Source organism: Croceitalea sp. MTPC5, assembly GCF_036985505.1.
Taxonomy (GTDB): Bacteria; Bacteroidota; Bacteroidia; order Flavobacteriales; family Flavobacteriaceae; genus Croceitalea.
In genome coordinates, this window is record NZ_BTGQ01000001.1 from 709,800 (window position 1) to 736,155 (window position 26,356).

The window sequence follows — 26,356 nt, forward strand, 5'->3', positions numbered from 1 at the left end:
CTTAAAGTCCACTTATGTAACTTCCATACATATCCTTAAAGCGCACCCCATCAGACATTCGGTATTTACTCAGTTTTTTATGGGCGACCAGACCCCATAAAGCCAATTCCTTCATAAAATAACCGTCCTTTTTATCCAGATCGGGGTGATGCTCTTTTACCAGTTGATGTAAAGGAGTCACAGCGTCTAATTTAGATTTGTAGGTATTGTCATCATCCTCATCCAATAATTCCAATGCCTCTTTATCAAAAAACCATGAGATCAATTCATCATAGGGGGTTTCCGCGTTTTTATGCTCCAATTTATTGATTTTAGGAAACAGATTAGGAAACAGTGTTTTAATTGCGTCATCAATCAAATTTTCGGCTACGAACGCAGCGCCCTCTTGCTCTCCTTCATAGACCAATTCTATTTTACCGGTAATAGCAGGTACGACGCCCATAAAATCACTTAGGCGAATGATGGTATCGCTTTCTCCCGACTTTAAAATTCTTCGTTCTGCAGTGCTCAGTAGATTTTCAAAGGCGGTAATGCTCATTCGGGCACTAACACCACTCTTTGCATCTACATATTCACTATCCCTCGCTTCAAAACTAATCTGCTCTAACAGATCCATGGCCAATTCGGGCACATGAATCAAATCAGATTGTCTTGTATCTAAATTCGCCTCTTGTTTGGTAATTCGTTTTGCAGTAGCAATATCCTCTGGGTAATGCGTTAGAATTTGAGAACCGATCCTATCTTTTAACGGTGTAACAATGCTTCCCCTATTCGTATAGTCTTCAGGATTTGCCGTAAAGATAAATTGCAAATCCAAAGGCAAGCGGAGTTTAAACCCCCTAATCTGTATGTCACCTTCTTGCAGAATGTTAAATAACGATACTTGAATACGTGCCTGAAGATCAGGTAATTCATTGATTACGAAAATACAACGGTTCGCTCGGGGAATCATTCCGAAATGAATGACCCTATCATCGGCATAGCTTAATTTTAAGTTTGCGGCTTTAATGGGGTCTACATCACCTATCAAATCGGCCACGGTGACATCAGGGGTAGCCAGTTTTTCATAGAAACGGTCACCACGATGCAGCCACTCAATAGGGGTGTCATCCCCTTTTTCTTTAATCAGTTCAATAGCAAAACGAGATATTGGTTGCAGTGGGTCATCATGGATTTCAGAACCTTGCACTACGGGTATGTATTCATCCAATAAGTTAACCATTAACCTGGCCAAACGTGTTTTTGCCTGCCCCCTCAGCCCTAATAAATTGATATTATGCCTTGAAAGGATAGCCCTTTCCAATTCTGGAATAACCGAATTTTCATAACCCCAGACACCTTCGAAGATATTCTCGTTCTTTTGAATTTTTGCAATCAAGTTATCGCGAAGCTCATCTTTAATACGCTTTGATTGAAAGCCTGCCTTTTTAAGTTGCCCTAAGGTCTTTATTTGTTCTATTTTCATATTTTTCTTGAAACTGGAAGTATAGACAAGAATAAAAACGTCTTATACCTTACTTCTTTAGTCTGTTTTACTTTATTTTTTTTCTTCTGTTATTTTCGTAGTCCTCAAAAATCATTTCGCCTAACCCTTTTAAACCGGTATAAAATGCCTTTCCTTTATTGGCTTGCGTAAACTCTCGTATAAACTGCATTAAATACGGGTCTTGTGCTATCATAAACGTAGTAATGGGAATGTGTAATTTTCTGGCTTGGGATGCCATAGCATAGCACTTCTCCACAATATAATCGTCTAAGCCAACACTGTTTTTGTAATACGTGCCATCTGGCATTCGCAAGCAGCTCGGTTTGCCGTCGGTAATCATAAAAATCTGCTTATTGGTGTTTCGTTTTCTGCGCAACATATCCATTGCCAACTGCAGACCGGCAACCGTATTGGTATGATAGGGACCGACTTTTAGGTATGGCAGGTCTTTAATGGGTATAGGCCAAGCATCGTTGCCGAAAACCAAGATATCCAAAGTATCTTTCGGGTATCTTGTGGTAATCAATTCTGCCAAGGCCATGGCTACTTTTTTTGCAGGTGTAATACGATCTTCCCCATACAAAATCATACTATGACTAATATCTATCATCAGTACCGTACTCATTTGGGCCTTATATTGGGTATCTTCAACAACTAAATCACCTTCATCCAGCATAAAATTTCCAATACCATGGTTGATTTGGGCATTTTTAAGACTTTCAGTCATTGATATGCGGTCTAGACCATCACCATAACGGTATTCCCTAAACTCGCCTGTATGCTCATCTCCCCTGCCCGATTTACCTGTTTTATGATTGCCAGAGCCACTACGCTTGATTTTACCGAAAATTTGATCTAAAGCGCGTTGGCGAATCATTCGTTCCAATTTGGCAGTGATGGATATCGTGCCTTTGCCAGACCCTTCATCACCATCTTCACCGTCTTCCCCCATATTGCCACCACCATCTTCAAATTCTTCACGTATATATCCCTTGGCCTTTAAATCTTCAATAAAGTCATCAATGGTATACGCTTCTGTAGTAAGCTCATATTCCTTGTCCAGTTCCCGCAACCAATCGATTGCCTCATCAAAATCACCAGAGGTGTGCGTAATCAATTCTTGAAAAATCTCAAAAAGTTTTTCAAAGGGGGATAGATTCGGAGCTTCGTAAGATGTAAAGCGAAATCCTTTTCTCAAATTCATAGCCATCACATAAAATTAACACATTCTATATTCATGACCTTTGCTTTAAAGAAAACTTAACGGTTTCGTTTAAGTTTGCAGCTATGGAACGAGAATTATGTCTTGGCTTTTATAGGACACCTTCATTGTGGATAAATACACAATTCGGAATTTCCCAATTCAGGTTTCCAGAATTGGATTTTACCATTTTCAAGGCTTTACCGATTCCTGAACGCTTGCGAATAGGACATAAAATGGAACATGTTTTTGCGCAATTAATTCAGTTTTCAGAGGATTGGGACCTCATTGCCAAAAACCTCTTGGTAGACAAAAACAAAGAGCGTATCGGCGAACTTGACTTTTTGATTCGTCATAAACCCACTGCTACCAGTTATCATGTGGAATTAGCCTATAAATTCTACATTATCAATCCTCGGATTACCGAACCAATGCATCGTTTAATGGGGCCAAACAAGCGCGATATGTTCTATACCAAATTGGATAAACTAAAAGGGAAGCAATTTCCTTTACTTTTTAATGAAGAACTGAACCCAAAGCTTGAAAGTTTAGATTTGAATTTGAATGAAATTCGGCAAGAGGCCTGCTTTAAGGCTCAACTATTCAAACCCTATGGGGCAAATGCGACTAACATTAGACCTTTAAATAAAAATTGCATTCAAGGGAGTTGGATTCGGTTTGAGGATTTCAATACCCAAGAATTTAAAAACTTTGAATATTATATTCCCTACAAACAAGAATGGATTTTAGTGCCGTCAACAAAGCGAACATATGTTTCGCACTACGAGACTTTACTCGATATTAATCTTAGAATGTTGAAAGAAAATGCGCCTATGCTCTGGTTAAAAAGGCCTTCTGGAGAAATTGAAAAACTATTCGTTGTTTGGTGGTGAGGTGTTATAAATGATTTTCTTAATCTTTAAGACCCCTTCTTTCGAATCAAAAACAAAAAGGTTTTTTGTTTTAAATTCAACCGGGCGGGTCCCATCTTTAGGGTAAAAGGTTCCTGTGACTTCACCTTGCATTAATACCACATCTTCATAGACCTCCATTTCAACAATTTTGTGTTGCATTTCAGCACTACCGTATTGACGCTGCTCATTTAAATACACTCGCAATGCCTCCTTACCAAAGTTTACTTGGCTACCAGGAGCCATATGAACAACAGCATCATCGTATACCTCAAGTTGCTCTTCGACAGTTAGTGCATTGTTATCAAGAACGGCCAAAATTTTCTCAATCTGCATTCTTAATGGCATACTTTCATACTTTATCAATCGCACAAAAGTACCTTCATAAAAAAGTCCCGTTGGAAAATTGTCCAAGCTGTACTGAATCGATGTCATATGGTATGAATTTTTGGTAAGCCACTTGTAATTATAGATTCTGTAGGTATCTTTCGGTTCGCCTTCAAAACTGATTTTGAGTTTCACATCGCCCTTCTCAGAAACACTACCTTCTCCCACTCCCGCCCTAAGTTCACCAAAATTTGATAAATGGCGTACTTCTTTTGTAACTGGATTATATGACCAAAAAATATGTCCATTGGGTTCTGGCCCATCAATAATTGAAAGCAAACCGTTCTTTGTATTCAATGGTGAAGAAATGGTATGGTGTTTCGGTATAGTGATGATTTCGGTTGTACCACCCCAATTTTGAGTCCATTTATCATCTTTAAGGGTCCATTCCCCTATGAAATTCTGAAAAGGGTTTTCAGAACTGTTTACTTCATGTTTTCCATTAGTTTCGAACTCAATTTTACCCTTTTGACAAAAACTATTGAAAACAAATAGAAATATCAAGGCGGTAATACTATATTTCATAATCCTTTTTTTATTCTTTGGTTGATGGGGGCATGCTATGATTGATCATTTGTCTATAAATTTTAATCGTACCGTCTTGCATCCGTTTATATAGTGTCAATCCCTTACCTTTAATATAGGATGGCTTTCCTTCCCAGGTCCATTCCACATAATACTCCCCAAATTTTAGTGCATGATTACCCATATCAATCACTTTTACAATTTTGGTCATTAAGGAATCCATCGGAACACGTCCGTTATTATGAACTTCAAAGTATTCCGTGATTTTTTCTTTTCCAATAAATGGCGGGTCATAATAGGTCATATAGATAGCATCATCAGCATATGATTTTAATTGTGTTTTGGTGTCACCGGAAAATACAGCCTTGTGAGAAAACTTTCTAGCTTCTTCGATATCTTTTTTCCATTGGGTATTGGCTTTAATAGGTTCTAGATCTAGAACATCAATAGAAACGAAATTCAAATTTTCTGGCGCTGTATAACTTGACCCTCCCCAAATGTGTGCCATAATTTTTGGCACCCCATTACCATTAAATTTCCAATAGGTCATATACTTTCCAACATATTCAAAGTTTTTTTCTTTGGGCGTACTGTACTCATGGGTATAGGTACCAAGTTCGATGAAATGGTTTTTTAAATCAACTATCTCAAAAGGTTCTTTTGTAAATTTCGAGGTGTTGGCCTTTTCAAAAAACTGCATATAATACGCCCTGACTTTTGAATTGCCCCGAATCGACATATGATATTCTGGCATAAGGGTAGCTTCAACATCAAAAATGGAAAGGGTTTCTTCTAAAGATTCCCATTTTATTGATTTTGCCAACTTTTGACTTTGCTTTGTTATTAGTTCCGTTCTTTTATCGGCTTGTTGAAAAGCAAAAGCACTTTTAGCTAAGGTTAGTACTAAAATGGTGTAGCTTATTTTTTTCATCACTATTTGATTTTTAATCTTGATAGGGCTGAATAATCTCGTGAATGGTGGCCCAACCAGTCGGGCTTTCATCGTAGCGCTGTAAAATAATGAGGGTACGCCCCCTAAATACAAATGGGTCATCACCATTTTTGGAAATAAGTCGTAGCCCAAAAAGCATCTGTTTTATGACCAAATCTTCTTTAAGTAGAAATAGCTCTTCTTCCTTTTCATTCAAAAACTCAAGGTCAAAATTAGCCATGGTTTCCCTTAGTCCATCCAGAACAGCTTCACGGCCGACCCTAAGGTTATTGTAACCCAATGCCTTGACTACGTCTGGATGGTGGTACAATTTAATGGTTTCAACATCGCCCCTTTTAAAGGCTTCTCGCACGGCAAGTCCCGTTGCTGTAATTTGTTCAACAACTTCTTCTTTGTCTGGTTTTTTTTCTTCAATAATTTGACCTTTTTGATTGCAAGAAGTTACCCTAACAAGTACTAAAACGCTGAGTGCCACAATCCATTTTTTATTCATGACTTTTACTGGTTTCTGCCAAAGAAAATTGAAACATAACCCTATTGAAAATGAGATTGTCTAGTGGTAGCAACGAATTGACAAGAAGCAGAAAGTAAGCTATGTCAGGCGAAATTGATTAAAAACAGTCATTCGTCATCGATATGTTACCTCATGTCAATTTCAGAACATAAGTCATATCAACTCCTATCTTTTTAAGTATTTTTAAATAAAGTATGACCGTTTTGTTTGAAAAAGCGATATCATTTTTCGCGAGATACAAATTATACCATTTAGGATTTTGGTTTTTATACCACTATTTCTGGTGGGCACTCACTAGTGGGGCCTTAGAAGCTGTTAACAATATATTCTTCTCTAACTACTCCATCAAATTTGTTTTTTATGTGGTTATGCAGGCCTTGGGAGTCTATTTTAACCTCTACTATCTTATCCCGAAGTTTTTACAAAAAGGGAAACACCTCATTTATATTCCTGCACTTTTAGCAACAATTCTTGTGACCTCTTTTGGTATTATAGGGGGGTATTATGTAAATGCATTCATCGTAGGTATTCCTTTTCAAGAACTTTTTTATGTTGCCCCAACAGAATTTTTTCAACTCTTTAAAGCGAATGCCTTGCCCTCTACCCTTGCAAGTATGACCTTGGCCATGAGTATTAAATTGACCAAAAACTGGATAGCCTCAGAGAAAAAAAGAAATGCAGCAGAAAAAGAAAACCTGACTACCGAACTTAAATTTTTGCGTTCACAGTACAATCCACATTTCTTATTCAATACCATAAATTCCATTTTTGTCTTAATTCATAAAAATCAGGATATGGCCTCGGAGTCTTTGGCGAAATTTTCTGAATTACTCCGTTACCAATTGTATCAATGTAACGCGCCTGAAATAGATTTAGAACAAGAACTGAATTACCTAAAAAACTATATCGAACTTGAAACATTACGGCAAGATTTGTCAAATTTAGATTTGCAAGTAGCTTTAGATAGTTCAAATACCAATGGACTTCAAATAGCGCCGTTTTTATTGATGCCATTTATAGAGAATGCCTTTAAACATGTTTCACACCATATTGATTCAAGAAATTGGATTACCATTGATCTAAATGTGCATCATAATGGTTTGCAATTGGAGGTTTCTAATAGCAAACCTGAATTAACCATTACCAATACTGAGGAATCTTCTGGTATCGGATTGACAAACGTTAAGCGAAGGTTAGCGCTCTTATACCCAAACTCCCACAAGTTGGAAGTGCTAAAATCAAGCAAAGAATATGTGGTCTTTTTAGATATCACATTGAAAACACAAGTAGCTAAAAATAGTAAAACGGCCTAGTTGAGATGATGAATTGCCTAGTTATCGATGATGAACCATTAGCACGTGAATGCATTGTAGACTACATCCATAAAGTGGATTTTTTAGAATTTTGTGGCGAGGGTGCAAACCCAACGCAAATTGCTGCCCTAATAGAAAAAACTACCATTGACCTTATTTTTTTGGATATTCAAATGCCCTTAATGACCGGGTTGGAGTATTTAAAAAACACCGCTCATCGTCCTATGGTGATTTTAACGACGGCCTACCCCAATTATGCTCTTGAGGGGTATGAGCTAGACGTGTTGGATTATCTGGTAAAGCCTATTACCTTTAGTAGGTTCTATAAATCTATCTTAAAAGCAAAAGATTATTTTAAGCTTATTCCTGCATCTGGCTTTAAGTCTCAAAAAGACAACTCTTCTTCCTATTTCTTTATCAAGTGCGACAACGTTTATGAAAAAATAGCCGTGGCCGAAATAGAGTATGTGCAGGCACAACAAAATTATGTTGTTTTTTACACTACAGAACAGAAGTATATGACACTTATGCCCTTAAAAAGAATATGGGATATGCTACCATACTCTAACTTTGTTCAAGTCCATAAGTCTTTTGTAGTAGCAATTGATAAAATTCGGACGCTTGAAAAAACACAATTGCATTTAACGAAAGCTTGCGTTCCACTCAGTAGAAACTACAAAGAAAAGGTACGCGAAATCGTTATGGGGCAATCCCTTTTTAAAAAATGACCCTTTGCATAAAACAATTAATGCCTTGACTCTAAAACTTTAACGATATCATTCAACGTGAAGCCTTTGGCCTGAAGTAAGATCAGGTAGTGAAATAATAGATCCGCACTTTCATTCAGAAACAAATCGTCATTATCGTCTTTGGCCTCAATCACGGTCTCCACCGCCTCTTCACCGACTTTTTGGGCAATCTTGTTAATCCCTTTACGAAAAAGTGAGGCTACATAGCTATTCTCGTTTTCTTTATGCTCTTTACGCGAAGTGATGATTTCTTCAAGTTTAGAAAGAAAGCCAAAAGTTGACCTATTTTCTTCAGCCCAACAAGTGTCCGTACCGGTATGACAGGTAGGACCGACCGGATGTACGGAAATCAACAAGGCATCATTGTCACAATCATTTTTGATACTGACTAGATTTAGAAAATTACCGCTCTCTTCCCCTTTAGTCCATAATCGTTGTTTACTTCTACTAAAAAAAGTTACTTTTTTGGTTTCTTGGGTTCTCTTGACCGCTTCTTCATTCATATAACCTAGCATCAAGACATTTTTGGTCATTGCATCTTGAATAATAGCAGGTACCAGAGCCCCCTCTAACTCCCCCCAAGGGGGAGGATTAAAACCTATTTTATTATCATCCTTGCTCATCTACTTACTTTTTTATTCATTATTGATTCCCTTTTCAGCTTGGGCACTTGATATTCTTACTGGAATACCTTCTTTTTTTAAGGTATTCTTCAAATCTTTTATCTCGATTTCCTTGAAATGAAAAACACTTGCAGCCAATGCAGCATCTGACCTTCCTGTTTTAAAAGTTTCTGAAAAATGCGCTATTGTTCCGGCCCCACCAGAGGCAATAATGGGAATATTAAGTTCTTCTGATAATCGCGCTAGCGCCTTATTGGCAAACCCGTTCTTAGTACCATCATTATCCATTGAGGTAAATAAAATTTCCCCAGCCCCACGCTGCTCTACTTCTTTTGCCCATTCAAATAAATCCAATTCCGTAGGTACCTTACCTCCTACCAAGTGTACTTTCCAGTTTCCTTCGAGTTGTTTTGCATCAATCGCCACTACAATACACTGTGAACCAAACTTAGCAACCAATTCATTGATAAGTTCTGGCCTTTTAACCGCCGAGGAATTAATAGAAACTTTATCGGCACCATTTTTAAGCAAGATATCCACATCTTCCACCGAGGCTATTCCGCCACCTACAGTAAACGGAATATTCAGTTTTTCAGCAACGTGAAACACCAATTCTGCGAGGGTCTTACGCTTTTGCTCGGTCGCGGATATATCTAGAAAAACAAGCTCGTCTGCACCCTCATTGGCATAGCGTTGGGCCAATTCTACTGGATCACCGGCATCACGCAAGTCAACAAAGTTGACTCCTTTCACGGTTCTACCATCTTTTATATCTAAACAGGGAATGATTCTTTTTGTTAACATAAAGCCCCCTCTAGCTCCCCCAAAAGGGGAGGATTTATAACTGAGTTAAAAGTGTCTTTTACAAAACTATGCATAGTTAATTCTTTATTCCCCCTTTGGGGGTTAGGGGACTTTTAATGTTTAAATCATGCCCATCATAAAAACCGAGCTGCTTGTTTTTCAACTGTTTTGCCCAAAAGGCTATTTGACCCGTATGATAGCTATAATGTTCCACAACATGAAGAACTACGCCAATACCCGAAAAATAAAATCCTTGGACTTCCCGCTTTTTCAACCACTGTTCCAAAGTCATATTTTCAATGGTCGACTTTGCCGCGGAAACTGTATTCAAAAGTTTCTTTAACAACTCCTTTTTTGTTAAACCCAAAGTAGTTTTGAATTCACTATCCCTATCCCTTACATCCTCAACTTCCCCTAAAGAAGAGATTGCATATTGGGTAATATTACCACATAAATGCAAAATGAGGTTTCCGACGCTGTTGGAAGATTCATTTGGCCTTTGCCATATTTCTTCTTCATTAAGTGTATCAAAAGCAATAGAGATCATTCGGGTGCTTTCGTCCAAACGATAGATAGCATTTTCTACAAACTCTTTTATAACATCACTTTCCATGATTATTCCGCTACTATGAATTGTTCCAATTGTTTTAGACTGATCTTATTTTCATAAATGGCTTTGCCAATAATAACGCCCTCGCAACCAAGTTGCCTTAGTTTTGGCAGTTCATCGTAATCTGAGATACCACCACTTGCTATAAGATTGATACCAACTTCTTCAAAATCTTCCACACCGGCACCGGTAATGGATGTTTTATGTATTCTGGTTTCTTTCAGTAATTTTTCATACAACTTAAAAGAAGGGCCTTGCAACATACCATCTTTTGAAATATCGGTGCAAATGACATACTTGACCCCTATTTTTTGATACTCTTTGACAAAGGGAATCAGTTTTTCATTTGATTCTTCTTGCCAACCCGAGACCGCTACTTTTTCGTCTAGGGCATCGGCTCCAAGAACTATCTTATCGGCGCCGTAAACATTTAACCATCGCAAAAAAGTGGGCCTATCCTTTACGGCAATACTACCCCCTGTAATTTGGTTTGCCCCACTCTCAAAGGCTATGCGTAAATCGTCATCTGATTTGAGTCCACCCCCAAAGTCTATCTTCAAATTGGTTTTTGAAGCGATTTGCTCCAAAGCCTTGTAGTTTACGATATGTTTTGACTTGGCACCATCTAAATCGACCAAATGTAAATATTCAATTCCGTGGTCTTCAAAAGATTTGGCTACCTCTAAAGGGTTTTCATTGTAAATCTTCTTGGTACCATAATCCCCTTTTGAAAGACGTACACATTTCCCTTCTATAATATCAATAGCTGGTAATATTCTCATTCTCTTATTTTCTTTAGCATCCAGGTTTCCGCATCTCTAATTCTTTCAAAGCCAAACTTCTTGTAGAGCCCATGGGCGTCAATGGTTCTTAATCCAATTCCATTTACATCAGTAATTTCCGGCATTTGCAGTATATGATGCATCAGCTTTTTAGAAATTCCTTTTCCCCTATAATCCTTGTCTATAAAAACGTCCATTATCCAGGCAAATACTACTTGATCGGTAACTAATCTTGCAAAACCAATCTGTTTCCAATTTTTAGTATAAACACCAAGGCATGACGAGTTTTCAATTGACCTTTTGACAGCTTCAACAGACCTTCCTTTTGCCCAATACGATTCTTCAGAGAGATAGCTGTGGATGAAATCAATATCAAGTTTCAATTTATCTTCTGAAATAAAGAATGCCTCATCCATTTTAAATTGAAATAAAATTTTCTAAAATCGTAGCACCGTATTCCCCTGATTTCTCAGGATGGAACTGGGTACCGTAAAAATTGTCTTTCCGTAAAGCGGCACTATACTCCAAACCATACGTACTTGTTGCTATTGTCTCGGCACCTTTCGGAGCATAAAAACTATGTACCAAATAAATATAATCTTCATTTAGGCCTTGAAACAATGGGGATTTTAAATTCCCGATCTTGTTCCACCCTATTTGGGGCACTTTTACACCTGAATTAAATTTGACCACATCCACATCAAAAATACCCAAACCTTTGGTATTGCCCTCTTCTGATGAGTTGCACATTAACTGCATTCCCAAACAAATACCCAAAACCGGTTGCTTTAATTGAGGAATCAAATCGTTTAATCCGCTCTGGTTTAACTTTTTCATGGCGCTACTCGCTTCCCCCACCCCGGGGAATATAACCTTGTCCGCACTTTGAATGGTTTCAATGTCATTACTTAATTGCGCCTGAATACCCAATCTCTGAAAAGCAAACTTTATGCTCTGAATATTACCAGCACCGTAGTCGATTATTACAAGCCCCATATGATAAGATTAAAGGGTTGAAGTACGAGGTACAAAATATAATTAGGAATCAATTTCATTGGTATTGTGATTAAGTCCTTTTATTCTTTTTTGCTGTTTTTATCGATGCTACAATGATTGCCAACAGTTCAGTTGCTTCTTTATGTAAAATAGATGCATCTTCTTTATGATCGGCATATACTTCTTGAAACAACTCTAACCAATATGCTGATTCATCGACTTCTTCTTCAACTATTTTTAACTTATTTATAAAATCAGCAGTAGACTTTGCTCTTTGTGAAACTCTGTAATTTGCACCAACATAACTTGAGCTTCGAATTAACTGTCTTACCCAAGCATCAAACTCCCTAGAACGTGGAACCAGTTTACAAAACTTCCAAGAGTCTATTGCAAATTTTCGAGTTCTAAATTTTAAATCTTGCATTACTTTTTACCTTTCACTTCGTACCTCAAACCTCATAAAACTCCCTTAGTACTTGGTAACACCATTTTTTCAACATCACGCTTTACGGCCATTTTAATGGACTTTGCAAAGGCCTTGAAAATCGCCTCTATCTTATGATGTTCATTGGTGCCTTCTGCTTTGATATTTAAATTCGCCTTAGCGCCATCGGTAAATGATTTAAAGAAATGGTAAAACATCTCAGTTGGCATGTCCCCGACCATTTCACGTTTAAAGTCGGCTTCCCAAACCAACCAATTTCTTCCACCAAAGTCAATGGCCACTTGGGCTAAACAATCATCCATCGGCAAACAAAATCCGTAGCGTTCAATACCTAACTTATTCCCCAATGCTTTATGAAATACTTCCCCTAGGGCTATGGCCGTATCCTCGATTGTGTGGTGTTCGTCAACTTCTAAATCGCCATCAACATGTAACTGTAAATCCATTTGACCATGTCTGGCCAATTGGTCCAACATATGATCAAAAAAGGCAAGTCCGGTCTTAATATCGCTTTTACCCTTGCCATCTAGGTTTAGCGCAATTTGAATCGTTGTTTCATTTGTTTTTCGGTGCACTTCCGCATAACGTGATTGCATTTTCAGAAACTCATATATCTTTTCCCAGTCGTTTGATTGCATTGTGATATAATCGGATAGGTCATTCTCTGAAACGGTTATCTCATCCGTACCCAAAAGCGTTTTATCATCAATAAAGATTCCTTTCGCCCCCAAATTCTTGGCTAACTCCATATCGGTCAATCGATCTCCGATTACAAAAGAGTTTTCTAAATCATAGATGTCGGTAAAATACTCCGTCAAGAGACCTGTTTGTGGCTTTCGCGTAGCTGCATTCTCATGCGGAAAGGTCTTGTCAATATAAATTTCTTCAAAAACTACACCTTCATTTTCAAAAGACTTTAAAATAAAGTTGTGCACGGGCCAAAAGGTTTCTTCAGGAAACGCCTCAGTACCTAAACCATCTTGATTGGTTATCATTACCAACTTATAATCCAATTCTTTTGCAATTTTCCCTAAATACGTAAACACTTTAGGGTAAAAAACCATCTTTTCGAAAGCATCTATCTGTTCATCTACCGTTTCTTTGATGATGGTGCCATCCCTGTCAATAAATAGTACTTTCTGTGCCATTATTTCAATGCTTTTAATACTTCAAGTAATCTGTCATTTTCCAATTCGGTGCCAATGGTAAAGCGCAAGGTGTTGGTACACAGTGGTTGTGTACTTCTGTTACGAATCACAACGCCTTCATTCAATACTTGTTGATAGCGTTCGTCAGCCGCATCAACTTTTACCAAGACGAAATTGGCATCACTATGATATACTTTTGAGATAAAAGGAATATCGACCAAGGCTTCGGATAGCTTTTTGCGTTGCGCTATAATTGCATCAACCTGTTCTTGCACACCCAATCGGTCCATAATACCTTTCAATGCTTCTTTTTGCGTTAGTTCATTGACATTATATGGCGGTTTGATTTTTTTAAGGATAGTTATGATTTCTTCAGAAGCATAACAAATTCCAAGCCGTATGGCCGCCATTCCATAAGCTTTCGATAAAGTCTGGGTTACGACCAAATTCGGATAGTCATGCAATTTTTCTATCCAAGATTCCGAACCTGAAAAATCGATATAAGCCTCATCGATAATGACTAGTCCATTGAAACTACCTAAGAGCTTTTCAATCTTCTTATCATCAATTAAATTACCAGTAGGGTTGTTTGGGGAACACAGAAATAAGAGTTTGGTATTGCTATCGATTCTTGCGAAAATAGCCTCAATATCAGGTTGAAAATCTTCATTTAAAAGTACCTCCCGATTTTCGATCGCATTGGTGCCCGCCAATACCTTGTACATCCCATAGGTCGGGGGTAATGAAATAATATTATCCCTATTTGGTTCACAAAATGCTCGAAAAAGCAAATCCAAAACTTCATCGCTGCCATTCCCAAAAAGCACTTGACTTCCATTTACGCCTTTTTGTTCTGCCAACACGGCCTTCAAACTGCGTTGGTGGGGATCAGGGTATCGATTCACACCATTGTCAAAGGGATTTTCATTGGCATCTAAAAAGATCATCGTCTCCCCTTTCGAAACAAATTCATCCCTAGCTGAAGAATAAGGTCTTAAAACCCTTACATTTTCTCGAACCAGCTTATTTAAGTCAAATCTTTCCATATTAAGATTTTTCTCCTTCCAGTTGCTTTAACCTCAAGGTAACTGCATTTTTATGGGCATACAGACCTTCAGCTTCTGCCATTAATTGAATAGTGTGGCCAAGCTCTTTAATACCTTCTTTTGTAATTTTCTGAAAGGTCATGCTCTTCATAAAACTATCGAGATTCACGCCGCTATACTGTTTCGCATACCCGTTAGTGGGTAGTGTATGATTCGTTCCAGAGGCGTAATCCCCAGCACTCTCAGGCGTGTAGTTACCAATGAACACCGATCCGGCATTGACCGTATGACGTACATAGAAATCTTCATTCTTTACGCAGACGATGTAGTGCTCCGGACCATACTCATTTATCAATTCTACGGCCAATTGATCATTTTCGACATAAATCAACTTACTATTGGCAATCGCCTTTTGCGCGATTTTTTTTCTTGGGAGATGTACTAGCTGTTCCTGCACTTCTTCCGCTACTTTTTCAATCAATTGCTTTGAGGTCGATACCAAAATAACTTGACTATCAATACCATGTTCAGCTTGGCTCAATAAATCTGAAGCCACAAAGGCAGGATTCGCCGTGTCATCGGCAGCTACCAAAAGCTCACTCGGACCTGCTGGCATGTCAATAGCAACACCATATTTTGTAGCCCATTGTTTTGCTACGGTAACGTATTGATTGCCCGGGCCAAACAACTTATGAACCTTTGGCACACTATCCGTTCCATGGGTAAGTGCGGCTATGGCCTGTATTCCACCCATCTTGAAAACCTTTGTTACGCCACATAAGTTCGCCGTATACAAAATAGCAGGATGAAGTTCGCCATTTTCATCGGGTGGACTACACAAAATAATCTCTTGGCAACCCGCAATTTTTGCGGGAATGGCCAGCATCAGTATTGTGGAAAACAAAGGGGCCGTACCACCTGGTATATACAAGCCTACCTTTTGAATAGGCCGTTTTTCTTGCCAACAAGAGACCCCTGGCATGGTCTCAATTTCCACCCTTGCGGTCAATTGTGCCTTGTGGAAAGCGGTGATATTGTTCTTTGCGACCCAAATCGCATCCTTTAATTTCGTATCGACGGCTTTAATGGCCCTTTCAAATTCATCTGATGTCACTTGAAACCCATCCAATTCGACCCCGTCAAATTTCTGCGTATAACGGGCCACTGCCAAATCACCATTCGTTCTGACCTCATTGAATACGGTCGCAACGGTATCTTCAATTTGGTCAAAGGTCTGCGTAGGTCTTTTTAGTAGTTCAGGCCATTCTGATTTGCTGGGAGCAACTATTTTTTGCATTACAAAACCATTTTTTCGATTGGACAAACCAAAATACCCTCTGCACCTGCCGCCTTCAACTCATCAATAACTTCCCAGAACTTATCTTTGTTGATTACGGTATGAACAGAACTCCACCCCTCTTCTGCTAAAGGAAGTACCGTGGGGCTACGCATACCCGGTAGTAATTGAAGTATTCTATCTAAGTTCTCATTTGGCGCATTCAACAAAACATATTTTGATTGCCTTGCCCTTAAGACCGATTGAATCCTAAATTGCAGTTTCTTTAAAAGGATGCTTCTATCGTCGTCGATCAGCGGTGAAACCGCGATTACCGCTTCACTGGTCAGCATGACTTCCACCTCTTTCAAATTGTTTTTGAACAAGGTACTTCCACTTGATACAATATCACAGATTCCATCGGCCAACCCAATGTTGGGCGCTATTTCTACAGAACCATTGATAATATGCAATTCGGCATTTATCCCTTTTTCTTCTAGGTAATTTTTTACCGTATTTGGATAGGAGGTTGCAATACGCTTACCTTCAAAGTCTTTGACCGAGTTGTATTTCACCGATTTAGGTATGGCCAAGGAGACCTTGCATTTTGAAAAATTTAGACGTTCTGCAATGGTAATTCCAGCCCCTTTTTCAATAAGAACGTTTTCACCGATGATAGCGATATCAACGACCCCATCCCTCAAATATTGGGGAATATCCCCATTTCTTAAATAAAAGACCTCAAGGGGAAAATTTCGTGCGGTAGCTTTCAGTTGATCCTTGCCATTGTCGATGGAAATACCTGCCTCCTTTAAAATTTTTAGGGAATCCTCGTTCAGTCTTCCACTTTTTTGAATAGCGATCCTAATTTTTGTCATTCTTTCAATTTGTTGTCCAAACAATCAAAATGGGTAAAAAATAAAACCCGTTTGATTGCTCAAACGGGTTTTTAATTATTTTGTAACACACAAAATATCCTTACCTCGCCTGAGCGTGATATTGGATATGATGATGTGTATTTCCTTTTTTCATTATGGGTTAAAATTAAAATATAATTTCCATACAAAAAAGTAATTCTTAGTTATTTCCTAAGATGAGTGGTAAACCGTCACCACCAGAACCTACAACCACCACCTTTGCATTCGGTGATTTTGAAAGTTCAAGTGTTGCATCAATCCCTTTATCTTTCAAGATTTTATCGGTCAAGGAAGCACTTAATATTCTATTGGCATCGGCTTTACCCTGTGCCTCGATCCGTACTTTTTCGGCTTCTTTTGAAGCAGTCACCAAACGAAATTCATATTCCAATGATTCTTGCTCTTGCTTCAATTTTCGTTCGATAGCGTCTTTGATCGTTGGTGGTAAAGTAACGTCACGTACCAAGATTTCATTTAGTTGGATGTATTCATCCTCAACTATTTTTTTTGTTTCTTCAAAAATCTCCGCCTGAATGGCATCACGCTTACTTGAATACAGCTGTTCAGGGGTATAACGCCCTACCACTGATCTCGCCGCCGAACGTATAGTCGGCAATAGTACCCTTTGCACGTAGTCTTCGCCTTTTTCTTGATGTAATTTGCCCAGATCATTGAACTTCGGTTGAAACCATGCCGAGGCATCCAATTTGATATCAAGGCCATTACTTGAAAGTACGTTCATTTTTTCGAAGACTTCTTGCTGTCTCACCTCATAAATATAGACCTTGTTCCATGGGGCGACAAGATGAAAACCTTCACCCAATGGTGCCTTGTCGGTGACCACACCACCCCCGAACGTTCGATATAAAACCCCAGCCTCACCTGAACCAATGGTTACTGCAGATTTTGAAATTAAAATTATTACTAAAATGATTGCAAAAACTACAGGTAGCGCAATCTTGGGTAATCTATCCATAACTCAATTTTTATATTAAACCATTATATTTTCTCACTAACCATTCCGTCGCCAAACTTAATACTATAAGCCCTAAAAACCACCGAAAATCAATTAAAGGTACTACATTTTTAGAGCTTTTCTGTATTGGCACATACCGATTGTCGTCAAGCAACAATGTTGTCATTTTTTCGGTTTCTTCAGGATAAAAGAGTTCACTGTTGTTCCGTAGTGCAAATCGTTCTAATTTGCGGTAATCGGCAGCCAGAAATTGTTCTTCCAAATCAAATTCCAAAATTTGGAATTGCCCTTTCTTTGATAAACCTTCACCTTCGACCCGTACTGTGAAATCAAAGGTGCCAGCATCTAAATCGGATAAATCAGCCTTATACGTATTGTTCGAGAGAAGCATGGGCACTTCGCGTTCAAAATCAGTTCCGCGACTTTTTACCACCAACCGTAATGTGGCATTAGCATCGAAATTATAGCTTCTATCAAAGTAAGAAGCACTGATCCCTGCTTCAGCGGCACCTTCATATATGGCATTGTATTGTACCACCAAGCGTTCTTTCTTTTCTGAATCCGATAAGAACAACATCAATTTGCCCATGAAGGTATCAAAGTTTTCAAAGCTTCTATCATTTCGATAGGCCTGTACCCTCCATTTCCAAATATCCTCCCCTAAAAGAAATGCTTGTTTCCGGTTGTCGGTATTTGTGACAAAGAATAAGGGGTCGCTCAATGTTATTCCCTTCACGCCCTGATAGGCGATAATATCAACAGGTCTCGTGATGAGCAGATCCCCGAAACTGGATTGCAATGGTGGAAAATCAGTAAATGACATGGTGGCCAAATCAAACAGACCAAACGCGTTGTTTTTACTTGGAATTACATCTTCAGACTGATCTAGATCTTCTTTCGTGAATACCGTATTGAAAGTGTTGAGGGAATTCCAGTCCGTTTTCGTACCCGTTATGGTAAAACTGCCGATTCCCTTATTTTCAATAAAATCGTATATCCTTTTAAAGGAAGCGTCCGGTTGGTATAAAATCAATATATCCTTATCATCGAGTTCCTTTAAATCAACAGAGGGTCTAAGAATACCCACGGAACGTTGCTCGTTCGCTTCTATTGATTTTTTTAACATTCCAATATCCGGATGGTTCAGGTTCGAGACTATTGAAATCTGGGTCTTTTCATCAATGACCTCTATGGCGACTAGTTTCGTATTGTTCGCCTTGTTTCTTTCGTTGGTCAAGGCGGCTACCTCTAGTTTGATTCTTTTTACCCCGACACTAGAGGCCTTTAGCAAGGTCTTGATGGTCTTGGCACCGCCATCGCCTGCGAACTCCAAGGTCTCCCTATGTACCAAAGTATCGTCTAAATAGACCCTTACGGCTTTTTTTATCGGTTTCTTACCGTTATGGACAAATGTGGCCTCAACGGGAAATTCATTCTGTAAAAAAGCATATTTATTGACATTTATCCGCGTCACCCCGATATCTTCATATTGGGTAGTATCACCCAAGGCCACGGGTAAAACACTGGTATTGTCATTTACGGACTGAAATTCAAAATCATTGCCCAAGGTTTGATTGCCATCGGTCAATAATATGACTACGTTTTGCTCATTTCCGTAAACTTCATTGAGCGAACCCAATGCCTTTGAGATATTGGTAATCCTTTTATCAAATACGATACTATCCTGATTCAAGAGGCTCCCCCCGAACAAGTGGGTTTTAATGTTGAACCTGTCAGATAAGTCCGTATTGTTTTGCAATTTGGCAAGAACTTCCAGGGCTGCTTCACTTCCTTTTAAAAAATCAATGGATTTTGACCCATCCACTGCCAGAATAAGATTTTGTTTTTCCAACAAAATCCGCTCTTTCTCATATTTGGGATTGATGAGTAGTATAAAAAGTGAAAACAACGCAACAAAGCGCAATGCCGCCAACCAAATCTTGACGTTGCCCTTTGTCGTACTGTGAAAATATTGGAACCAAGTCAGTGCAACCGATAGTAGAAAGGCTATTATAAGAAGAATCAACTGAGTCGCTTGCATTACCCGATATCGTATCTAAAATTAGGTCAACATTCCGCCATCTACATTAAGTACTTGGCCGGTTACGTAACCAGATAGGTCAGAAGCTAAAAACAGACATGCATTGGCCACATCTTCGGGTGAACCTCCCCTTTTCAGAGGAATCGCATCACGCCAACCCTGAACGGTCTTTTCATCGAGCTTATCGGTCATTTCGGTCTCTATAAAACCCGGTGCAATGGCGTTACAACGAATATTTCTCGATCCAAGTTCTAAAGCCACCGATTTTGTAAAGCCTATCATACCCGCTTTTGAAGCGGCATAATTGGTTTGCCCAGCATTACCTTTGACACCGACCACACTGCTCATATTGATTATAGATCCCTTTCGTTGTTTAAGTAGTGTACGCTGTACGGCTTTGGTCATATTGAACACCGATTTCAAATTGATTTCAATAACACTATCGAAATCGGCCTCACCCATGCGCATCAATAAATTGTCTTTGGTGATACCTGCATTATTTATAAGCACGTCAATTCCACCAAAATCTTCCAAAACAGCTTGCACAAGTGCCTCAGAAGCCTCGAAACTAGCGGCATTACTTTTATAGGCCTTGGCCTTGACCCCTAATTCGGTCAATGTTTTTTCCAGGGCTAAGGCAGGGGCCTCACTTGAGCTATAGGTAAAGGCAACATTGGCCCCGTGTTCTGCAAAAACCGCTGCAATCCCTTTTCCAATTCCCCGGCTCGCACCTGTGATAATGACGTTTTTGTCTTGTAGTAATTTCATTTTGAAAATTTGTTGGTGGTTATTCAAATATACGTTTTGCGAATCTCAATTAAATGAAAAAATCCCGATAAAATCGGGATTTATAATAGTTTTAACGGAGTTTTACGCCATTACCTCTTTAACTTTCTTTCCTATTTCCGCAGGGGAATCCACAACATGTATTCCACATTCCGCCATGATTCTTTTCTTGGCCTGTGCGGTATCATCACTACCACCTACAATTGCCCCAGCATGCCCCATAGTTCTTCCTGCAGGTGCTGTTTCCCCGGCAATAAAACCAACAATTGGTTTTTTACTTCCACTTTCTTTATACCAATTGGCAGCATCAGCCTCTAACTGCCCCCCGATTTCACCGATCATTACGACACATTCCGTTTCCGGGTCATTGATCAACAGCTCTACCGCCTGTTTTGTCGTTGTTCCGATGATTGGATCCCCACCGATACCAATTGCCGTTGTGATACCTAATCCCTGTCTCACGACCTGATCCGCCGCCTCGTACGTCAAAGTACCTGATTTCGAAACGATACCGACATTGCCCTTTTTAAAGACAAAACCGGGCATGATTCCCACTTTAGCCTCTCCTGGAGTAATCACTCCCGGACAATTGGGTCCTACCAAAGTGCAGTCCATATCCTTAATATAGTTATTCGCCTTCACCATATCGGCTACTGGTATACCTTCGGTAATGGTAATGATTACCTTGATACCGGCGTTGGCTGCTTCCATAATGGCATCAGCGGCAAAAGCCGGTGGAACGAAAATAATGGAGGTATCTGCCCCGACCTTTTGAACTGCCTCTTCAACGGTGTTGAAAACAGGTTTTTCTAAATGCTCTTGACCTCCTTTGCCCGGCGTAACGCCCCCAACAATGTTGGTACCATAGGCAATCATTTGCTCTGCATGGAACGTGCCTTCACTGCCAGTAAAACCTTGTACTATAATTTTAGAATCTTTATTTACTAAAACACTCATCGTTATTTTTTTATATCGGATAACAAAAATAGCTTTTTGAATAGCAACTGAAAAGTAAACAACAAGCTATTTATTTTCTAATTTTTTAAGTATGGAAGGCATATTTTTAATTGTAGCGAGTTCGCGCATTTTATGTCTTGCCTCAACAGCCGGACTTCCAAAATAGGTTTTACCGCCTTCCAATGAATTGCCTATACCAGACTGCGCATACACTACAGCACCTTTGCCTATGGTAATACCGCTGATCACACCGACTTGCCCCCATAGGGTCACCTCATCTTCAATTACCACGCAACCGGCAATACCTGTGTGGGAAGCAATCAAACACTTTTCGCCTAAAACCGTATCATGGCCTATTTGTATTTGATTATCCAATTTAGAACCTTTACCAATGGTAGTGTCACCAGTGACCCCCCTATCAATGGTACAGTTGGCCCCAATATCAACATCATCTTCAACGACTACCCTTCCGCCCGATACTAATTTATCATAGCCTTCGGGACGTTTTTTGTAATAGAAGGCGTCGGCACCCAATATCGTTCCAGAATGAATGGTCACATTATTACCGATGACACAGTTGTCATAAATGGAAACATTCGCGTGTATCACACAGTCGGTACCGATTTTCACATTGTTCCCGATAAAGGCATTTGGCTGAACAATGGTTCCATGACCTATTGTTGCTGATTCGGAAACGGATGCAGCTGCGGATTCAAAAGGTTTGAAGTACCGGGTCAATGTATTAAAATCCCTAAAAGGATCCTCTGATATCAACAAGGCTTTTCCCTCTGGGCACGCAACCTCTTTATTGATCAAGACTACGGTAGCCTTGGAATTCAAGGCTTTGTCATAGTACTTCGGATGGTCTACAAATACAATATCACCAGGTTCAACTACATGGATCTCGTTCATGCCCGATACGGGGAAATCATCTGAGCCCACGAAAGGGGTATCAATGAGCGCCGCTATTTCTTTTAAGGAATACGTTCTTGGAAATTTCATCCTTTACTACTCCTTTACCCTTTCGATATACGCCCCTTTCTCAGTATCAATCTTGATTTTATCCCCCTCATTGATGAAGAGTGGCACATTGATACGGGCCCCGGTCTCTACCGTAGCGGGTTTAGTGGCATTCGTGGCCGTATTGCCCTTTACCCCAGGTTCTGAATGGGTTACCTCTAAAGTTACACTTGCCGGCATTTCTACTGAAAGCGGCATACTATCCTCGGTATTGAACAATATCTTGACCACTTCACCTTCTTTCAGCAAATCAGGGGCGTCAAGGGTTTCTTTTTGAAGTGTGATTTGGTTGTAGTCATCGGTATTCATAAAATGAAAGGTGTCGCCTTCAGGATATAAATATTGATACGATCTCGTCTCTACACGAACATCTTCAATCTTATGACCCGCTGAAAAGGTATTATCGACCACTTTGCCCGTGGTTACACTTTTCAACTTCGTTCTAACGAATGCCGGCCCTTTGCCCGGTTTCACGTGTAGAAACTCAATAATCTTGTAAATATCATTGTTGTACTTGATGCACAATCCCTTTCTAATATCTGATGTACTTGCCATAATTAATTTGAGCTAAAATATCCTTTCATGATCCCACGTTGAGAATCCCTAATAAATTGTAGAATTTCATCACGTTCAGGAGTAGCCTCCATTTCAGCTTCTATGATAGAGGCTGCCTGTGAGTTATTGTAATTTCTTTGATATAATATCCTATAAATATTCTGTATTTCACGAATCTTATGTGATTCGAATCCGCGTCTTCTTAATCCGATGGAATTAATACCGACATAAGAAAGGGGTTCGCGCGCCGCTTTCACAAAAGGCGGTACATCCTTTCGTACCAAGGATCCCCCCGTTACAAAGGCATGTTTGCCAATGGATACAAATTGATGCACTGCTACCATACCGGCCAAAACCACATTTTCACCGATTGTTACATGACCGGCAAGTGTGGAATCATTGCTGAAAATGCATCCGTCACTGACCAAGCAATCATGTGCGATATGGCAATACGCCATAATCAGGCAATTATTACCAATTACCGTTTTCATGCGGTCGGCAGTACCCTTATTAATAGTGGCACACTCTCGAATAGTGGTATTATCACCTATATGAACGGTAGTCTCTTCACCTTGATACTTCAAATCTTGTGGCGGTGCTGAGATAACCGCACCCGGAAAAATATTGCAATTTTTTCCGATACGGGCACCTTCCATAATGGTGACATTCGAGCCTATCCATGTACCTTCACCAATAATCACGTTATTATGGATTACGGTAAAGGGTTCAATAACAACGTTTTTCGCGATTTTAGCGCCTGGGTGCACATAGGCAAGGGGCTGATTCATGCTTATTCTCTTTTAACTTTTATTATTTGTGCCATAATCTCAGCTTCAGAAACTAATTTTCCGTTCGCATAGGCCCGGGCCTGCATCTGACATATACCACGTCGTATCGGTGTCATCAAATCCAATTTGAATATCAAAGTATCACCGGGTACCACTTGTTGTTTATACCGAACATTATCTATTTTCAAGAGATAGGTCAAATAGTTTTCAGGATCTGGTACCGTACTCAATACCAAGATACCCCCCGTTTGTGCCATAGCCTCAAGTTGTAATACCCCAGGCATAACCGGCGCCCCAGGAAAATGGCCCACAAAAAATGGCTCGTTCATCGTCACATTTTTGATACCGATGACATGTTGGTCGGAAAGCTCCATGATTTTATCCACCAACAAGAAAGGGGGTCTGTGGGGGAGCATTTTCATGATTTCCGTGATATCCTTTAAAGGTTTTGCATGCAAATCAACTTCTGGAACATAGTTTCTACGTTCTTGTTTTATGATCTTATGCAATTTTTTGGCAAACTGGGTATTCACGTAATGGCCTGGTTTGTTGGCGATCACTTTTCCTTGAATACGAGTACCCGCCAAGGCTAGGTCACCTATAACATCCAATAACTTATGTCTTGCGGCTTCATTAGGTTGGTGCAAGGTCAGGTTATCCAAAATCCCATTTGGCTTTACCGAAAGTTTCTTTTTGTTGAATGCCTTTTCCAATTTCTTCATTGTGGATTCTGAAATTTCCTTATCCACATATACAATGGCATTGTTCAAATCGCCCCCTTTGATCAATCCATGTTCCAATAACATTTCAAGTTCATGTAAAAAACTAAAGGTACGGGCATTGGCAATCTCTGTTTTAAATTGAGAAAGGTCTTCTAGGGTGGCGTTTTGTGTACCCAATACCTTCGTTCCGAAATCGACCATGGTGGTGATTTGATACGTTTCGGCCGGTATCACTGTTATTTCACTACCGGTTGCCTCATCTTTGTAGGCAATAACATCTTTGACCACATAGACTTCACGGGGCTCTTCTTGCTCTACAATACCAGCCTCTTCCAATGCTTCAATGAAGTATTTTGAAGAACCGTCCATAATCGGTGGTTCTGGGGCATTGAGTTCGATCATTACATTATCGATATCCATACCGACCAAAGCGGCAAGTACATGTTCAGAAGTCTGTATCTTGACCCCGTTCTTCTCTAAATTCGTACCCCTTTGGGTATTTACCACGTAATTCGCATCGGCTTCAATGATAGGCTCCCCTTCAAGGTCGACCCTTTTAAAGGAAAAACCGTGATTCGCAGGTGCGGGAACAAAAGTCATCGTGACTTCTTCACCAGTATGCAACCCTACTCCCTGGAGCATGACCTGTTTTGCTATGGTACGTTGTTTACTTTCTGTCTTCAATGTGAATGTTCTTTTCTATTTCAGAGATTCGGTTAACTAGTTTCGGTAGATTCTTAAAATGAACATATGATTTGTTATAATCCCCATAGTTCAATGCAGGGGACCCTTGTAATACTTCATCATCTTTGACATTTCGACCAATACCTGACTGTGCCTGAATGCGAACCCGGTCACCGATGGTGATATGCCCTACGATACCCACTTGCCCACCAATTAAACAATATTTTCCGATTTTGGTCGATCCGGCAACCCCCGTTTGGGCCGCTATGGCGGTATGTTCACCAATCTCCACATTATGGGCGATTTGTATCTGATTGTCCAGTTTAACGCCTTTTCTAAGAATCGTCGAGCCAAGGGTCGCACGGTCAATCGTCGTACCGGCACCAACATCGACGTTGTTTTCTAAAATTACATTACCTGTTTGCGGAACCTTGGTATATTCCCCTTTTTCATTAGGTGTAAAACCAAAACCATCAGCACCTATGATTGCACCGCTATGAATCACACATCCGTCACCAATAATGGACTCGGAATAAATTTTTGCTCCTGCAAAAATCGTCACGTTATCCCCTATGGTCACGTTATCCCCAATATAGACATTGGGATATACTTTAACTTGACTGCCTATATCCACATTTTCCCCCAAATACGAAAAAGCCCCTAAATAAAAGCCCTCCCCATATGTCGCGGATTCAGAGACGAAAACGGGATCTTCAATACCGGTCTTATTGTTTTTGACCTGATTGTAATACTCCAATAATTTTGAAAAGGACTTGTAGGCGTCATCAACTTTTATCAAAGTAGTCGATAGTGATTGTTCAGGTACAAAGTCTTTGTTGACTATGGTAATGGAAGCTTTGGTGGAATAAATGTAGGCGGTATATTTAGGATTGGCCAAAAATGTAAGCGAACCCGTTTCACCCTCTTCGATTTTGGAAAGTTTATGGACGGCTGTTTCAGGATTGCCCTCAATCTCTCCTTCTAAAATTCCGGCAATTTGGGTGGCTGTAAATTTCAAACGTGTAATGTTTTAATACCTTAGAACGATTGTATTGGCTTCAGGAAGCTTACCAATGTAGGCAACCTTCTTGTACTGAACCGGAATAGGATTTTATTGTTTGAGCGTCGAAATGGACCTCCCT

28 protein-coding genes are annotated in these 26,356 nt (G+C 39.6%); 3 read left to right on the top strand and 25 right to left on the bottom strand.

From position 1 onward, the window contains the following. Window position 1: 1 nt before the first annotated feature. Together AACM45_RS03225 and AACM45_RS03230 are read right to left on the bottom strand one after the other, a co-directional pair. Window positions 2–1,465 (bottom strand): magnesium chelatase, encoded by a 1,464-nt coding sequence (locus AACM45_RS03225; protein WP_339140715.1) that lies wholly within the window; start codon window positions 1,463–1,465, stop codon window positions 2–4. A gap of 67 nt (window positions 1,466–1,532) precedes the next feature. Then, window positions 1,533–2,696, bottom strand: coding sequence for a vWA domain-containing protein (locus AACM45_RS03230; RefSeq protein ID WP_339140716.1), 1,164 nt, complete (start codon window positions 2,694–2,696; stop codon window positions 1,533–1,535). A gap of 77 nt (window positions 2,697–2,773) precedes the next feature. Between AACM45_RS03230 and AACM45_RS03235 the strand changes: the two genes are divergently transcribed. Further along, window positions 2,774–3,580 (top strand): DUF1853 family protein, encoded by an 807-nt coding sequence (locus AACM45_RS03235; RefSeq protein ID WP_339140717.1) that lies wholly within the window; start codon window positions 2,774–2,776, stop codon window positions 3,578–3,580. Here the strand turns inward: AACM45_RS03235 and AACM45_RS03240 are convergent. Genes AACM45_RS03240 through AACM45_RS03250 form a run of 3 tightly spaced genes read right to left on the bottom strand, consistent with a single transcriptional unit; the run spans window position 3,560 to window position 5,955 of the window. Continuing rightward, window positions 3,560–4,510 carry a nuclear transport factor 2 family protein gene (locus tag AACM45_RS03240; RefSeq protein WP_339140719.1) on the bottom strand — a complete coding sequence of 317 codons (951 nt, stop codon included), beginning with the start codon at window positions 4,508–4,510 and terminating at the stop codon, window positions 3,560–3,562. The genes AACM45_RS03235 and AACM45_RS03240 overlap by 21 nt on opposite strands. 10 nt (window positions 4,511–4,520) lie before the next feature. Next, window positions 4,521–5,441 carry a nuclear transport factor 2 family protein gene (locus tag AACM45_RS03245; protein ID WP_339140721.1) on the bottom strand — a complete coding sequence of 307 codons (921 nt, stop codon included), beginning with the start codon at window positions 5,439–5,441 and terminating at the stop codon, window positions 4,521–4,523. Window positions 5,442–5,454: 13 nt separating this feature from the next. Further along, on the bottom strand, window positions 5,455–5,955 hold the full coding sequence (locus AACM45_RS03250; RefSeq protein WP_339140722.1) for a hypothetical protein: 501 nt from the start codon (window positions 5,953–5,955) through the stop codon (window positions 5,455–5,457). Window positions 5,956–6,170: 215 nt separating this feature from the next. On the opposite strand from AACM45_RS03250, the gene AACM45_RS03255 reads away from it, so the two are divergent. Together AACM45_RS03255 and AACM45_RS03260 are read left to right on the top strand one after the other, a co-directional pair. After that, window positions 6,171–7,289 carry a sensor histidine kinase gene (locus AACM45_RS03255; RefSeq protein ID WP_339140723.1) on the top strand — a complete coding sequence of 373 codons (1,119 nt, stop codon included), beginning with the start codon at window positions 6,171–6,173 and terminating at the stop codon, window positions 7,287–7,289. Window positions 7,290–7,294: 5 nt separating this feature from the next. Next, window positions 7,295–8,017 (top strand): LytR/AlgR family response regulator transcription factor, encoded by a 723-nt coding sequence (locus tag AACM45_RS03260; protein ID WP_339140724.1) that lies wholly within the window; start codon window positions 7,295–7,297, stop codon window positions 8,015–8,017. Between the two features lie 17 nt (window positions 8,018–8,034). Here AACM45_RS03260 and hisIE read toward each other — a convergent pair whose 3' ends face one another. The 20 genes from hisIE to lpxD form a co-directional block, all read right to left on the bottom strand. After that, window positions 8,035–8,661 carry a bifunctional phosphoribosyl-AMP cyclohydrolase/phosphoribosyl-ATP diphosphatase HisIE gene (hisIE, locus tag AACM45_RS03265; protein WP_339140726.1) on the bottom strand — a complete coding sequence of 209 codons (627 nt, stop codon included), beginning with the start codon at window positions 8,659–8,661 and terminating at the stop codon, window positions 8,035–8,037. A 12-nt stretch (window positions 8,662–8,673) separates the two neighbouring features. Beyond that, window positions 8,674–9,465 (bottom strand): imidazole glycerol phosphate synthase subunit HisF, encoded by a 792-nt coding sequence (hisF, locus tag AACM45_RS03270; protein WP_339140728.1) that lies wholly within the window; start codon window positions 9,463–9,465, stop codon window positions 8,674–8,676. A gap of 76 nt (window positions 9,466–9,541) precedes the next feature. Continuing rightward, on the bottom strand, window positions 9,542–10,078 hold the full coding sequence (locus AACM45_RS03275; protein WP_339140730.1) for a DinB family protein: 537 nt from the start codon (window positions 10,076–10,078) through the stop codon (window positions 9,542–9,544). A gap of 2 nt (window positions 10,079–10,080) precedes the next feature. Then, window positions 10,081–10,857, bottom strand: a complete 777-nt coding sequence (locus AACM45_RS03280; RefSeq protein WP_339140731.1) for a 1-(5-phosphoribosyl)-5-[(5-phosphoribosylamino)methylideneamino]imidazole-4-carboxamide isomerase — start codon at window positions 10,855–10,857, stop codon at window positions 10,081–10,083. Then, window positions 10,854–11,273, bottom strand: coding sequence for a GNAT family N-acetyltransferase (locus AACM45_RS03285; RefSeq protein WP_339140733.1), 420 nt, complete (start codon window positions 11,271–11,273; stop codon window positions 10,854–10,856). Before AACM45_RS03285 ends, AACM45_RS03280 begins: the two co-directional genes overlap by 4 nt. Window position 11,274: 1 nt before the next feature. Continuing rightward, a complete protein-coding gene (gene hisH / locus AACM45_RS03290) occupies window positions 11,275–11,853 on the bottom strand; it encodes an imidazole glycerol phosphate synthase subunit HisH (protein WP_339140734.1) in 579 nt (192 codons plus the stop codon). Window positions 11,854–11,923: 70 nt separating this feature from the next. After that, on the bottom strand, window positions 11,924–12,277 hold the full coding sequence (locus tag AACM45_RS03295; protein ID WP_339140736.1) for a four helix bundle protein: 354 nt from the start codon (window positions 12,275–12,277) through the stop codon (window positions 11,924–11,926). A gap of 32 nt (window positions 12,278–12,309) precedes the next feature. Continuing rightward, window positions 12,310–13,446, bottom strand: coding sequence for a bifunctional histidinol-phosphatase/imidazoleglycerol-phosphate dehydratase HisB (gene hisB / locus AACM45_RS03300; protein ID WP_339140737.1), 1,137 nt, complete (start codon window positions 13,444–13,446; stop codon window positions 12,310–12,312). Beyond that, window positions 13,446–14,492: a histidinol-phosphate transaminase gene (gene hisC, locus AACM45_RS03305; RefSeq protein ID WP_339140738.1), complete on the bottom strand. Its 1,047-nt coding sequence runs from the start codon at window positions 14,490–14,492 to the stop codon at window positions 13,446–13,448. Before hisC ends, hisB begins: the two co-directional genes overlap by 1 nt. 1 nt (window position 14,493) lies before the next feature. Continuing rightward, a complete protein-coding gene (gene hisD / locus AACM45_RS03310) occupies window positions 14,494–15,789 on the bottom strand; it encodes a histidinol dehydrogenase (RefSeq protein WP_339140739.1) in 1,296 nt (431 codons plus the stop codon). Continuing rightward, on the bottom strand, window positions 15,789–16,646 hold the full coding sequence (gene hisG, locus AACM45_RS03315) for an ATP phosphoribosyltransferase (RefSeq protein ID WP_339140740.1): 858 nt from the start codon (window positions 16,644–16,646) through the stop codon (window positions 15,789–15,791). Before hisG ends, hisD begins: the two co-directional genes overlap by 1 nt. Window positions 16,647–16,845: 199 nt before the next feature. Next, the gene (locus AACM45_RS03320) at window positions 16,846–17,661 is read right to left on the bottom strand and encodes a prohibitin family protein (RefSeq protein ID WP_339140741.1); all 816 of its coding nucleotides are present in this window, start codon (window positions 17,659–17,661) and stop codon (window positions 16,846–16,848) included. 10 nt (window positions 17,662–17,671) lie between these two features. Then, a complete protein-coding gene (locus tag AACM45_RS03325) occupies window positions 17,672–19,687 on the bottom strand; it encodes a VWA domain-containing protein (protein ID WP_339140743.1) in 2,016 nt (671 codons plus the stop codon). Window positions 19,688–19,723: 36 nt separating this feature from the next. After that, a complete protein-coding gene (gene fabG / locus AACM45_RS03330) occupies window positions 19,724–20,470 on the bottom strand; it encodes a 3-oxoacyl-[acyl-carrier-protein] reductase (RefSeq protein WP_339140744.1) in 747 nt (248 codons plus the stop codon). Window positions 20,471–20,572: 102 nt separating this feature from the next. Further along, complete coding sequence (gene sucD / locus AACM45_RS03335; protein WP_339140745.1) at window positions 20,573–21,445, bottom strand: succinate--CoA ligase subunit alpha; 873 nt, start codon at window positions 21,443–21,445, stop codon at window positions 20,573–20,575. Window positions 21,446–21,511: 66 nt separating this feature from the next. Further along, entirely contained in the window at window positions 21,512–22,447 is a 936-nt protein-coding gene (locus AACM45_RS03340; protein ID WP_339140746.1) for a UDP-3-O-(3-hydroxymyristoyl)glucosamine N-acyltransferase, read from the bottom strand. A 6-nt stretch (window positions 22,448–22,453) separates the two neighbouring features. Next, window positions 22,454–23,020, bottom strand: a complete 567-nt coding sequence (gene efp, locus AACM45_RS03345; protein ID WP_339140748.1) for an elongation factor P — start codon at window positions 23,018–23,020, stop codon at window positions 22,454–22,456. Between the two features lie 2 nt (window positions 23,021–23,022). After that, on the bottom strand, window positions 23,023–23,808 hold the full coding sequence (gene lpxA, locus AACM45_RS03350; protein WP_339140749.1) for an acyl-ACP--UDP-N-acetylglucosamine O-acyltransferase: 786 nt from the start codon (window positions 23,806–23,808) through the stop codon (window positions 23,023–23,025). A gap of 2 nt (window positions 23,809–23,810) precedes the next feature. Continuing rightward, entirely contained in the window at window positions 23,811–25,214 is a 1,404-nt protein-coding gene (locus AACM45_RS03355; RefSeq protein WP_339140751.1) for a bifunctional UDP-3-O-[3-hydroxymyristoyl] N-acetylglucosamine deacetylase/3-hydroxyacyl-ACP dehydratase, read from the bottom strand. Next, entirely contained in the window at window positions 25,198–26,232 is a 1,035-nt protein-coding gene (lpxD, locus tag AACM45_RS03360; protein ID WP_339140752.1) for a UDP-3-O-(3-hydroxymyristoyl)glucosamine N-acyltransferase, read from the bottom strand. Before lpxD ends, AACM45_RS03355 begins: the two co-directional genes overlap by 17 nt. Window positions 26,233–26,356: the final 124 nt, after the last annotated feature.